Genomic DNA, 12,713 nt, shown 5'->3' with positions numbered 1-12,713 from the left:
ACTATTCCTCAAGTATCTTAACTTTTGAGCCATCACCAATTTTAGTCATACCTTCGGTAACGACTAAGTCACCTGCTTTAATATCGTCAGAGATAATTTCAATTAGACCTTCTGTACGTGTACCGATTTTTACATATAATTGTTTTATCGTATAACCTTCTATTTTATAAATAAAAGTACCTTGATTATTTCGTTGAATACAACTTTCAGGAATGGTTAGGTTTTTATGAGGGTTAATTATAAGCGTAACATCTACAAAGCTATTATGCAGGATTTTTGTACCCATAGGTAAAATAATTTTAGCTGTTAAAGTACCATTATCTGATAAGTAATGCGATACTGCCCCGATTGTACTTTTAATTTTTCCTGCAATTAAAACTTCAGTATCGACGCCAACTTTTCCGCTTAAAGACTCCGGCAATTCAATAAAAATACCTTGTGAATTTTCTGTTCCGGTAATGCTAAAAAGATAGTCACCTATTTTTACTTCATCGCCGACCATAGACTTAATTACGCCTATTTTACCAGAGTAGGGTGCAGTAATTATCATATCATTATATATTTTTAGAGCTTTGGAATAATTAAATTTTGCATCTTCAAGTTCGCTTTTTGACCTTTTATATTCCTCGTTGCTTACAAATTTTTTAGCGAATAAAGCTTCTTTTCTATTATAATCTTCTTGTTTTGTATTTAATAACGCTGCTGCTCTAGATTTAGTGGTTTCTGCTATGTTTTTATCTATAACTAGCAATATATCCCCTTTTTTTACTATTTCTCCTTGATGTGCTGAGACTTGTTCAACTACTCCGGTGGCATTGGCATAATAATCACGACTATTATCATTCTGGCATTGCCCTACAATATTAAATATGTCGTAAAGCTCAGCAATTTGTACTTTAGTTGCTTTTACTGCTGTAATTTTTTCTTCTTCCTTTTTACTTGCCATAGTAGAAAACGAGATAAGTAAGGTAAAAAGAACAATAAGTTTTGCAGACATCATATATTATACTCTAAGGTGCATAGGTGTCATCTAGTAGTTTGTCCACGGCATCTAGGAAAAGCAACTAAAAGTGTATGTTGTTGTGACATTTTTAGCTGGATACTGTGGACAAGCTACTAGATGACAAAGTATGCTTTTTCAGTTCCTCATCCGTTAACCATTTATATTCTTTTTCTAGAATTTCAAATCTAATTTTTTCTAATTGTGCATCAAGAACAGGTTCAGGAACGATAGCAGAACCGGTAAACTCAAATCCTTGATAGTTAATTTTTAGTTTCTTACAAATTTCTTGTAATGATAATAAATTTTCTTCTATATCATCGATAAATATTATTGATTGTGGATAATAACTTGTTTTTCGTAATACATACTCAAGCATGCTTCCTTTATCATATTCCGCAGTGTAAATTATTCCGTCTTTTAATGTAGGTTTACCGTAACCGGCATTAAAATCTTCTATTATTATCTCATCTTCTAAAGGTGAAAATTCTTGAAAATTTACCTTTAATTCAGTGAGTTCACGAATTCTCCATTCGATCATATCTTCAATTACGCCGAATTTACCGGTAGGAAGTTTAGTAAGACCCATTGCCGGTACATTTTTTTCTGTAAGTAGAGCAAATATCGTTAAGATATCTGGGTTAACAAATCTAGCTTTCCTATCTTTAAGAACAATACTAAGTAACAATTCACATTCTTTTCTAGTAAGTCTTTTTTCAATGTTCTTCATTAATTCTTTTCTATAATCATGTGTTAACCTAGATTCATCACTATCCATTACAATTACTTCATCTACATCAAAAAGCACCAAGCTAGTATTATCGGCTTGTTTTACCGCTTCTATAACTTCTTTAAAATCATGAACTTTATTTATGTTGCTATACATAGTTATTGTTTATTTAATCTTACTTAAGAGTCTAATTACTTCTTCTAAGGAATTTGTCATTACCTTTAAATCTTCTTCTCTAGATAAATTATGGTGACCGTCTTTAATTAGCTTCATTACTATTTGTTTGCTTGTTATTTTTTCTAATAATTTTACTGAAACATTATAAGGCACGTCTTCATCTAACATCCCATGAATGAGATGTACCGGTATATTTATATCAATCTGTTTCTTTGTCAATAATAAATGTTTTTTTGCATCTTCTATCAGTTTATAGCTTATAGGATATTTATGCTCACAATTTTTACCGCTTACTTCTAGTATTCCCTCTTTTTGCATCTTATTTTGATCATTTAGAGATATATTTTGCCAAATATTTTCAGTACAATCTGGAGCAGGGGCTACACACACAAGTCCCTTTATTTTATCAGGCAATCTTAAAGCCGCAAGAAGTGCTAGCCATCCTCCTATGCTCGAACCTACTAATATCGCCTCCGTATTAATTAATTTATCTAAAATTAGTGATACTCCTTCTAACCAATCACTAATTGTTTGATCCTTAAATTGTCCTGATGCGTTTCCATGGCCGAAATTATCAAAAACAATAAAATTATAATTGTTTTTTTTACAATAATCTATTAAATAGATAGCCTTAGTTGATTGCATACTAGACATCAAGCCGTGTAAAAAAATTACAGATGGAATATTTGTATTAATTATTCTATAATTATCATAGACAATAAATTTGTCTTGTGTTTTATTATAAAGTTTGTGCATTTTAAATAATTATTTTAATAGATTGAGATTTAATGCCTTCATTAAAGTCAAGTAAACGATACAATAAATATACTATTTTGCAAGTAGTGCCTGCTCTAGTTTCGGGAGGGGTTGAAAGAGGTACTATAGAAGTTGCAAAATATCTTAAAATTCTCGGTCATACTCCTATCATAATTTCAGCAGGCGGTACTCTAGTTAAAGAGTTAGATAAGGAAGATATATTGCATATTGAAATGAATAGTAACAGTAAAAATCCTTTTGTAATTCTGAATAATGCAAAATTGATAGCAGAAATAATCAAAAAATATAATGTTGATATAGTTCATACAAGATCAAGAGCACCGGCATGGAGTTCATATCTAGCAACAAAATGGACAAATGCTAAATTTTTGACTACCTTTCATGGGGTTTATAATATTCCGAATAGTTTTAAAAAATATTATAATAGCATAATGCTAAAAGGCAAGAAAGTTGTTGCCGTGTCTAATTTTGTAAAACAACACTTGCTCGAAAACTATAAAATTGATGAAGATAAAATAGTAGTAATTGAGCGTGGAGTGAATTGTGATTATTTCGATCCCGCAAATTTAACGCCGGAAAAACTTGAAAAATGTTGTGATAAATATGATGTACCGAGTAACGTGCCGATAATATTAATGCCTTCTAGAATGACAAGTTGGAAAGGACATCTTGTTCTAGTAGAAGCATTAAGTAAATTAAAACATAGAGACTTTTATTGTTTAATGGTCGGTGATATATCTAGACATCCCAATTTTACTAATAGAGTAAAAGAGCTTATAGCTAATTTAAAACTTCAAAATAAAATTCAAATTTTTGGTAATGATTCGGATATAATAAACCTATATGGGATTTCCGATATTATCATTTCTGCCTCAATCGAGCCTGAAGCTTTCGGGCGTACTATTATAGAAGGGCAGGCGATGAAGAAGCTTGTTATTGCAACTAATATCGGTGGGGCAGTAGAGACAATAAATAATAATATAACCGGTTTCCACGTAGAACCAAATAATGCCGAAGCGTTAGCACAGAAAATCGATTATTGTTTCTCGATTTTAGGTACTGATCTTGCTAAGAAAATCCAAGAAGCGGCAAGACATACGGTAATTAATAATTTCTCTCTTGATCTGATGCTAAGAAAAAACCTTGAAATCTATAAAGAAATCTTAAAAAACTCCCATAATTGAACATCTAGATTTAGTATATACTCATGATAAATGAAAAGTAGTCAAGTATATAGGGTTGAATAGAATAGCTATTCTCCTAATAATTTTATTTCAGTATACAAATCTTCAAGATTTATACTGATCATAAAAATTATTATAGTCATGAGATTTACCATCATGATGCACTACAAGCATTAAAGTTTCCGGTAAAAATTCTTTTAAAGCTTGCTATGCATTTTCTATAGATGTTTTATCAAGATTAGCAAATACCTCGTCTAAAATTAATATTTTAGGGTTTGAAATTATAGCTTTAATGATTCCAATTTTTTTCTTTTGACTGCTGCCACTTGGTGCATTTATTACACCATAATTTTTATCACTTAAGTGCTTAATTAATGTACCTAGATCTAATTTTATAAGTAGTGTGTTAATTTTTTCTTCTAATAATTGCTTATTACTTTTAATGATTGATTGATCAAGGTCGGAGGTTATTATTTCAAATAAAGTAGATTAAACCGATATGTAACTATTCTGATCAATGAATATTATTTTTGGATTTTGATAATGGGTAGGTATGGAAATTTCACCAACGCTATGGCATGGATCAGCAATACAATTGACTAAACTCTTTAAAAAAGTAGTGTTGCCTTTTCCTGAGGAAGCTGAAAGAAGATCATGTGCTCCTAGTTTGAATACTAATTTTTCAAAACTCAAAATAGTTCTTTCTTCTATAATTAGGTTATAATCAGAAATTACAATCTGATTATAACCTAGTTCATCGTTTGTATCATTAGTAGACCATGTTATTCCTTTTTTATTCTCAGAAGAAATTGCCTCTATTAATTTTGTAATTCTCGCTTGTTATCTAACTGCTCCACTAAAGATTATTTTTAATGAGGAACTTGTTAAGAATGATTTTAAGGTTTCAAGCCAAGGATTAAGTAGTAGAGCTTGCTCAGGCGTAATCTCTCCATTTTTTACTTTATAAATATAGTAAAGTGATTTTATGAATTTATCGGAGATATCTAGTATAGCAGTTATAGTATTTTTTGTGCTATCTAAAAACAACATTTTCTTTGATATTTCTTTTTTAGCTTTAAGTTGCTTGGCATATTGATTTTGTACAAATTGAGCAGAATCAGTTAACAAGATATTTGAAGTATTAGAGGATATATTTCTTACTATAGAAGCTGTATTTTCGTTAATTTCCTCTGGCTTCTTGCCTGTAAGAAATATTCAGTTGATATAATATATTTAAAAATCTTTCCTTAATATTTTCAAACGCATTAAATATAATAGCTCCTGGAACTAAATTCATTATATCTTGCAATGCAATAAGCTGTATAATTTTTTGAGTGGTTAAATTCCCTAATTGTAAAATTCCAATAGTGAAAGTATTATTAAGATCATTAAATAAATTATTAGTAATAGCTTCTATATCCTTTAATCCTAAGATTTTACTTTTATATTCTTCGTTTAGTAACACAGTTCTAAAGTTTTTTGTTCGATTAAATCTTGAGTATTTTGTGTTAAAGAAACTTTATATGATTGGAATAGTGTGCTTATTATATTTTTTCCACACCATAAAATACTGATTTTTGCTCCTTGAGAAACAAGAGGTCCTATATCAGCATTAGGGTCCTGTATGAGTAAGGTTAATGCAATTAATGTATTGCCATCATTTCCGGTATAGTTAATAAAACTACTATTTATGTATGCTTCAATTAAATCTAAAACCCTTGGGTTACATCTTTAATTTCATTTTTTGAATTATTTTTAAAATTGTTAGAAAGTATATTAGGATCAATTACCCTAATATTAGGAGTTAAGTTTATCTGAATTTCTTTTAAATTTTCCTGATAATTTAAGAAATCAGTCCCATAATATGCTAAGCCTACTATTGCAGCTGTAGAAGTTAAATAAATTGGTACTGAATAATTAGGAAAAGTTGTGATGAGATTTGTAGTAATAGGGTAGATTAAATTTCCTTTAAATGTGGCAGAAGTAAGATAATGTTTCTGAAAAATACCCTTCGGTTATTAAGATTTCATCAGCAAGAGTTGCCGAAACAAAAAGACTGCTTCCTGTTGTCCCATTTACAATAAAACCAATTATACCGCTAATTATTAAATGCGTTCCATATGCTAACTTTTTGGAAAAGGTAGAAGCAGCTATTATTTTTATTAAAAATAGATATCGTTATTGTGAGTGGGCGTTGTTGTGTGTATCGAAAAAGGCACTCGGTGTTATACCGTGGTTTGACCATGGTATCCAAAAACAACTGAAAAACTGATCCACGCAGCAATTACCTTTTGAGCGATTGAAAGTAGCGTGGCACTCCATAAAAATAATAAAAAAATACTAAAAATTAGCATTTTTATACTTCCTTGCTTCGTCAAAAATTACAGTTTTTTCTTAGCTCAGACGTTAAATTTTTAACTAATCTATCTTTAATAAAAGCTGCCGAATTAGGTGATAAGTTGTATTATAGTATAAAGAAAAAATGTAGGTGTAGGGAAGAAAGTAAAAAGGCAGCTAAATAAAACCTGCCTTTTTATAATTATTAACGAGAATATAACTCGATTACTAAATGCACTTCTGCTTCAAAAGGATATGGGACATCAGAAAGAGCAGGAACTCTTAAATATTTACCGGTTAATGAAGGTACATCAAATGATAAATACCCCGGTGTTGTTTGACCTTGTTTTGAAACGGATTCTTGGATAAGCGGTATTTGTTTTACGGATTCTTTAACTTCTATAACATCGCCTGCCTTTAGTCGTATGCTTGCGATATCGGCTTTCTTACCGTTTAATTTAATATGTCCGTGTGAAACTAACTGTCTTGCAGCAAAAATAGTGGGAGCTATATTCATTCTATAAACTACCGTATCAAGTCTACTTTCGAGTAACCCAATGAAATTTTCACCGGTATTACCTTTCATTTTTTGAGCAAGTGCAAAAATATTTCTAAATTGTTTTTCAGTGACACGACCGTAGTGGCATTTCAATCTTTGCTTAGCTTTTAAATGTAAACCATAATCTGAAGTTTTAATCATGGTATTCTGTCCATGTTGCCCGGGACGATAATTTCGTGTATTGAAAGCATCCTTGCCATCACCCCATAGACTTACTCCAAGTCTTCTACTAGCTTTATATTTAGAACGAACAATTTTTGTCACTGATAATATCCTTAACTTATTATTTGAATTACAAAAAAATATATACATTTCTTGCATCAAAGTCAATCATTGATTTTTAACCTAAAACTTTTTATATTTAATTAAAAAATATTTCATATGAGTTCCTTAGTAAGACCAATCAATTTAGGTAAAATCAATCATTCACAAAGTACTGTTAAAGACTATATTTTACTTATGAAACCGCGTGTAATGTTGCTTGTGATTTTTACGGGTTTTGTAGGTATGTGGCTTGCTCCTTATTCCGTGCATCCTTTTATTGCTGGTATTGCAGTTGTTTGCATAGCGCTGGGGGCAGGTAGTGCAGGGGCAATTAATATGTGGTACGATAGAGACATCGATAGCTTAATGAAACGTACCCAAAAAAGACCGATAGTAAGAGGAGTTATAGAATCTGATGAAGCTTTATCTTTTGGTTTGATAACGGGATTTTTTGCAGTATTTTTTATGGCTTTATGTGTTAATCTACTTGCATCCTTTTTACTGCTATTCACTATTTTTTATTATATCTGTATTTATACTATTTGGTTAAAGCGTCGTTCTATACAAAATATCGTTATTGGCGGAGTATCGGGAGCATTACCTCCTGTGATAGGTTATGCAGCGGTAAGCAATACTATATCTCTAGAGTCGATTATATTATTTTTGATTATTTTTATTTGGACGCCGCCGCATTCATGGGCTCTTGCTTTATTCTGTAACGATGACTATAAAAACTGTAAAGTACCGATGATGCCTGCAGTAAAGGGGACTTTATATACTAAAAAACAAATTCTAATTTACAGTATTCTTTTATTTATTGTTTCGCTAATGCCTTTTTTTATTGGAATGAATAATTTTATATATTTAATAATTTCTGGTATCCTTGGGGTAGTATTTCTATATTATGCCGGTTCTTTATTCTATGACACCCCTGATAACAAACAAGCTAAACGATTTTTTGCCTATTCGATATTTTACTTGTTTTTTATATTTTTACTTTTGTACTCAACTAACACTATATCCACTATTAGCTGAGAGATAATAGTGTTGGGTTACTTTTATAGAAGCTAAAATTGAAACCCAACGTGAAGAAACATATCATAAGTGTATTTTCATGCAAGTGATTTTGTATTTATAACTGTAATTTTTAAATTTTATGCTTTTGTTTCGTAATTTTGATAAGTAGGAAGAGTTAGAATATATATCGTATTTTATTCTATGGGCGCAACCTGTCATGCAACACACTCCATCGTTGGATAAAACTACTCTTAATACCGGCTTTATAACGTACCGCCTTGCCTCCATATTTGCTTACTTTATTTTCCTGTATAATTTGGTTGCCAAATTAAAGCTTCACTCTCTAATCTATTTGAGGCAATATTTCTTTCATGCTGCTTATCGTTATGCGTTAAAAATATGCATTCCGCTTTTATAAACGGTTTATATTGGTTGTTTATGTATTGAGCTAAATCTTCAAATAACTTTGTATATTCGGTAAGCCAGCCTTCATAAGCAATAATAGGAGCAAAGTTTAGATGAACTTCGTAACCTGCTTCAATAAAAATATTCACCGCTTTTATTCTCTCGATAATTGGACTCGTTTTTGGCTCTAATATCTCACGCATTCTTGTCGGTATCAAACTAAATCTAATCCTTATTTTGTTTTCAGGATTAAAATTAAGTAATTTAGGATTGACATATTTAGTAGCAAAAGTTGCTTTAGCACGTGGATCTTCTTTAAAGAAATTAAATATCTTTAACCAATTAGTGTGTTTCCAATGCAAACTTACATCGGTAGAACAACCTATATCATATGTCCAATATTTAGAATCTGTTTGATTGGAAATTTTAGTCGGTAAATTTGCTATATGTTTATCCAATACGTCAAGTATTTGATCTATATTTTCATTGATATATAATGTCTCATAGTTATGATGCATAACATAACAATAACTATTTCTGCAACCTCCGGCACAGCCATACATGAAGTTAGGCGTTATGTAATCAGTTGATCTTCCATTAGGACGTACGTGCAAAGTTTTCGTATTTTGTACTATTTTCTTAATCATACGATTTTAAATTAAAGTTTATTTAAACTACTTACTTAGCTTTACAAACTTCAGATTTATTTACTTACATTGAAATTGTGGTTATAAATTATTAATTACAAATATATCATAAGTTATGGAAAAACCAAGCTATCTAAATTTTGATAATAAAAGTTATAAATGGAACAATGATATTGAGTATCGTAAATGCCCGGACAGCTATAGAGTAGGTAAAGGGGAGCAAGGAGTATGCATTTGTCAACCATATAAAAATGAAATTTTGTCTTATTGGAAGTTTAAAACTTCTGAAATTGCTAAAGCAAGTAGTGAAAAAATGTCTCGATCTTCATAACAGATATCCAATATCAAGAAGAAAAAGACAATCTACGAAGATTCGTTGAAACTGATTCTGAAGAACTTTCAAATTTTATTGAAACTTATGATAAAACTGAAAAATATAACAATAGAGAAGCTGAAATTTTTCATAGTTTAAGTTCTATTTTAATGGCAAAACAACAAGATAATGCGATTAAATCATTAAAGAAAGCTATTGAACTAGATCCAAGTAAAGCATACTCTCACGAAGAGTTTTTTAATAAATTACATAAAATAAATCCGGAGGAAGCACTCGCTTCTATCAAAAGAGCTATAGGGTTAAATCCAAATAAAAAATCATTATATGAAGACCTTATTATTTTGTTGAAAAAGGCAAATTATGATGAAGAAGCAGCAAAAATTACTAAAGTAATTCAAGATTTCCCTAAAAACATACCTAATTTGGTATTAGATACTGAGGAAACAAAGGATTTGTATCCAATTAGGTTTGGCACAGGAATAACTGTATCAAAACGTGGGTATTTATGAGTTTTGCACTGTCATCTAGTTGCTTGCTAACTAAGTCTAGAAAAAATAACTTCAACATTGTTACTACACTATATTATATGTTTTGCTGGATGATGACATAGAGAGGAATAATAAGTCACACAACATCCGTGACAGTCACATTAAAACAGTTTTTTCAATCCTTTTTGTAGAAGCTTATTCACAGGATCTGCTTGTTGGTTTTCCTGCGGAGGGCTGTTTTGTTCCTCTGTATTTGTATCCTTTTTCTTTCTGAGACTCAAAGCATCTTTAATAATATTTGCAGGTTTCTTCTCTCCACTTTTTAAGTCTTTAATAACGCTATTAAATACGTTTTTAACTAAATATGTTTGCAAGGCTTGAACGTCTAATTTATGCTGTGGATTATTTATGAATCCGTATAATTTAACGGCTATAGGCGGTAAATCCGCAATAGTAACGCTTGCACTAACATCCATCATATATTGTGGTAAGTTAATTTGACCGCTTGCATTTGTTGTGGCAGGTGAAGCATCTAAACTACATTCATTTAAATTAAGTTTGCCTTGCGTTATATTTCCTCTGGCAATTAAATTTTTGAAAGATGTGGATCCGCCACTAAAGGAGCTGTTAATAAGTCGCAATACTCCTTCGGTATTTTTAGCATTATTTACCGCATCTGCGATTCGGTTTAAATCAAATCCACTTATTTCCCCGTTATCGCTATTTACGTTAAATTGTCCATTTAGGTTATTAACATATGTATAAACGCTATTACCGCGAGAAGTAAGATCGGCTTTAAAGCTTAGTCGCCCATCAGTTATTTTTATTTTATCCGATTGCGGAGTGAAACTTTTGAGATAGGCATTTTTTAAATCGATTTTAATTGCAGCATTTTGATCTTTGGCTGAACTCACATAACCGGTGCTACTTAGTTCGCCACCGTAAATGTTTGCATTAACTGAAGTAATATTCAGCGTGCCGCCGGTGATATTTAATTTTGCTTTTAAATTATTTATGATTAATGAGTCGTTAGTTAATTTATCAATATTTGCGGATAATTGCCCTTCAATTTCATTTAAAAACCCTAAATTAATAGGATTATTTGACCAAGGAGAATTATTTTTAGCTGTAGGTATGTTTTGAGTAGCAGGACTATTAGTTTTATTTGGAGCAGGAGTAGGACTATTACTTGTAAGAATTTTATCCAAATTAACTAACGGACTATATAAGTTAAGATTAAAATTGGGCTTCTGAGTTTCTAAATTAATATCTCCTTTAATAGATATATTAGTATTAAAAGCGGATATTTTATTATTAATATGGAAAGTATCTTTAATTTTTTGCACTCCTCCGTTTAACTGCAATACTCCAATCTGACTTAAATTACTTACTCCCATAAGAGACATAAACGACTCAAAATTATTAATTTTTAGATTGTGCGAAATAGTTATATCTTGTGCTAAATTTTTAAGCTCAATATCTCCCGTTAGATTACTATTTGCAGCCGATAAATTAATATTTTGTAATTTTATTGCTTGAGAATTACTAATTACATTAGAAGTAAGTATAAGTTTTTGGTTAATAATAGGCGGTAATTTATCGGTCTTTAGTTTTAGAGCATCAAGTATAGGTTTTAAACTATCAGCTTGTAGCATAATATTTGTCTTATCTAAATTAGAGCTAATCTCGGTTATAATGTTACCGGGATTGATAATAATATTTGATTTCAGGTTATTACGCTCTATATCATAATTTGCATTTGCTAGTAATTCTATATTTGGATAATTAAGTCTAGCATCTTTAATAGCTATATTTTTACTATCGGCAGTAATTGCCGTAGTTAGCTCGTAGTCATTTTGTAAATCAGCAGGCATACCTAAAGTTTTAGTATTACCTTTAATATTTGCGTTACCTATGAACGAATTATTTTCGCTATCAAATTTTCCTTCGATTTTAATTTTTTCACCGGCAAGATTAATATTGGCACTTAACGGAATTATTTTACCGATTTCTGCAATATTGCCGTCTATATTAATTTGCTGTTCCAAAGCCTTTAAAGCTAAAGTCAAATCTATAGGACCTTTAAGGCTTTTAATTTTAGTCTCTAAGTTAATATCGTTAAATATTTTCTCACTGTTTTTTTCTATATATATTACTGTGCCGTCTATAATTTTAAAATGACTAATCAAAATAGGAAGTGCTAATTCAGTTTTAGTATCGGTAGATTCTACAGAGCTAAGTTCATTTGTTTTGGATGTATTATTAGGTGTAGAAAATTGCCAATTTTTTTGTCCATTACTTAAAACTTCTAGATTTATAATCGGTTTTTGCAGTTTTATAGAAGCTACTTCAATTGCTCCTCTAAAAAGAGGAAAAAGTCGCAATGACGCTTTAGCACCTTCAACGGAAACTAGATGAGGTTCTTTTGTACCGTTTATTGATGATAATTTAATTTCTGATAGTGATATTGCGGGATTCGGTAGTAAAGATAATTTTATGTCGCCGTTAATAGTTAAATCTCTATTTGTAGCCTCTTTAACTTTATCTATTACTATTCCTTTATAATTATTTAAAGGAATAAAGAAAGGAATAACAATTAATAATAATATTATACTTATAAATATAATAAGTGAGTATTTTAAAGTTTTAGGCATAGAGCTTAACCTTCTATTTATATACATAATATTAATTATAGTATTTAAGGATTAATTGTCAATTTTATATAATTTACTCAATTAAGGATTAAAATAATTATATTCTATGTCATTCCCACGAGGCGTTGTTGCGTGGACCG

General features: G+C 30.4%; 13 protein-coding genes. 4 read left to right on the top strand and 9 right to left on the bottom strand.

All coding sequences use genetic code 11. The features are described from left to right. Position 1: 1 nt before the first annotated feature. The 3 genes from RSIB_RS04570 to RSIB_RS04580 all read right to left on the bottom strand — a co-directional run bounded on the left by RSIB_RS04570 (position 2) and on the right by RSIB_RS04580 (position 2,663). Complete coding sequence (locus RSIB_RS04570; protein WP_004996039.1) at positions 2-1,000, bottom strand: efflux RND transporter periplasmic adaptor subunit; 999 nt, start codon at positions 998-1,000, stop codon at positions 2-4. 91 nt (positions 1,001-1,091) lie between these two features. After that, a complete protein-coding gene (locus tag RSIB_RS04575; RefSeq protein WP_004996037.1) occupies positions 1,092-1,886 on the bottom strand; it encodes a DUF2608 domain-containing protein in 795 nt (264 codons plus the stop codon). 9 nt (positions 1,887-1,895) lie between these two features. Continuing rightward, positions 1,896-2,663 carry an alpha/beta hydrolase gene (locus RSIB_RS04580; RefSeq protein WP_032850857.1) on the bottom strand — a complete coding sequence of 256 codons (768 nt, stop codon included), beginning with the start codon at positions 2,661-2,663 and terminating at the stop codon, positions 1,896-1,898. A gap of 32 nt (positions 2,664-2,695) precedes the next feature. Between RSIB_RS04580 and RSIB_RS04585 the strand changes: the two genes are divergently transcribed. Then, positions 2,696-3,868 (top strand): glycosyltransferase family 4 protein, encoded by a 1,173-nt coding sequence (locus tag RSIB_RS04585; RefSeq protein ID WP_004996031.1) that lies wholly within the window; start codon positions 2,696-2,698, stop codon positions 3,866-3,868. Between the two features lie 489 nt (positions 3,869-4,357). On the opposite strand, the gene RSIB_RS07450 is transcribed toward RSIB_RS04585, so the two are convergent. The 4 genes from RSIB_RS07450 to rpsD form a co-directional block, all read right to left on the bottom strand. Then, positions 4,358-4,561 (bottom strand): hypothetical protein, encoded by a 204-nt coding sequence (locus RSIB_RS07450; protein ID WP_081440445.1) that lies wholly within the window; start codon positions 4,559-4,561, stop codon positions 4,358-4,360. 147 nt (positions 4,562-4,708) lie between these two features. Continuing rightward, entirely contained in the window at positions 4,709-4,996 is a 288-nt protein-coding gene (locus RSIB_RS04590) for a hypothetical protein (protein WP_004996028.1), read from the bottom strand. A 52-nt stretch (positions 4,997-5,048) separates the two neighbouring features. Further along, on the bottom strand, positions 5,049-5,333 hold the full coding sequence (locus RSIB_RS08960; RefSeq protein ID WP_162009629.1) for a hypothetical protein: 285 nt from the start codon (positions 5,331-5,333) through the stop codon (positions 5,049-5,051). A 1,077-nt stretch (positions 5,334-6,410) separates the two neighbouring features. Continuing rightward, complete coding sequence (gene rpsD / locus RSIB_RS04595; protein ID WP_026053077.1) at positions 6,411-7,028, bottom strand: 30S ribosomal protein S4; 618 nt, start codon at positions 7,026-7,028, stop codon at positions 6,411-6,413. 117 nt (positions 7,029-7,145) lie between these two features. Between rpsD and cyoE the strand changes: the two genes are divergently transcribed. Further along, positions 7,146-8,063, top strand: a complete 918-nt coding sequence (cyoE, locus tag RSIB_RS04600) for a heme o synthase (RefSeq protein WP_004996025.1) — start codon at positions 7,146-7,148, stop codon at positions 8,061-8,063. A gap of 281 nt (positions 8,064-8,344) precedes the next feature. Here cyoE and RSIB_RS04605 read toward each other — a convergent pair whose 3' ends face one another. Beyond that, on the bottom strand, positions 8,345-9,097 hold the full coding sequence (locus RSIB_RS04605; RefSeq protein WP_004996022.1) for an SPL family radical SAM protein: 753 nt from the start codon (positions 9,095-9,097) through the stop codon (positions 8,345-8,347). Positions 9,098-9,212: 115 nt separating this feature from the next. Here RSIB_RS04605 and RSIB_RS05725 point away from each other — a divergent pair, with 115 nt between their 5' ends. Together RSIB_RS05725 and RSIB_RS04610 are read left to right on the top strand one after the other, a co-directional pair. After that, positions 9,213-9,428 carry a DUF4385 family protein gene (locus RSIB_RS05725; protein WP_016728088.1) on the top strand — a complete coding sequence of 72 codons (216 nt, stop codon included), beginning with the start codon at positions 9,213-9,215 and terminating at the stop codon, positions 9,426-9,428. Positions 9,429-9,580: 152 nt separating this feature from the next. After that, positions 9,581-9,940 carry a hypothetical protein gene (locus tag RSIB_RS04610; protein ID WP_004996020.1) on the top strand — a complete coding sequence of 120 codons (360 nt, stop codon included), beginning with the start codon at positions 9,581-9,583 and terminating at the stop codon, positions 9,938-9,940. A 140-nt stretch (positions 9,941-10,080) separates the two neighbouring features. Here RSIB_RS04610 and RSIB_RS04615 read toward each other — a convergent pair whose 3' ends face one another. After that, on the bottom strand, positions 10,081-12,573 hold the full coding sequence (locus tag RSIB_RS04615; RefSeq protein ID WP_004996017.1) for an AsmA family protein: 2,493 nt from the start codon (positions 12,571-12,573) through the stop codon (positions 10,081-10,083). Positions 12,574-12,713 lie beyond the last annotated feature (140 nt).

The organism is Rickettsia sibirica 246 (assembly GCF_000166935.1).
Taxonomy (GTDB): domain Bacteria; phylum Pseudomonadota; class Alphaproteobacteria; order Rickettsiales; family Rickettsiaceae; genus Rickettsia; species Rickettsia rickettsii.
This window is presented reverse-complemented; position numbering and strand designations above follow the sequence as displayed.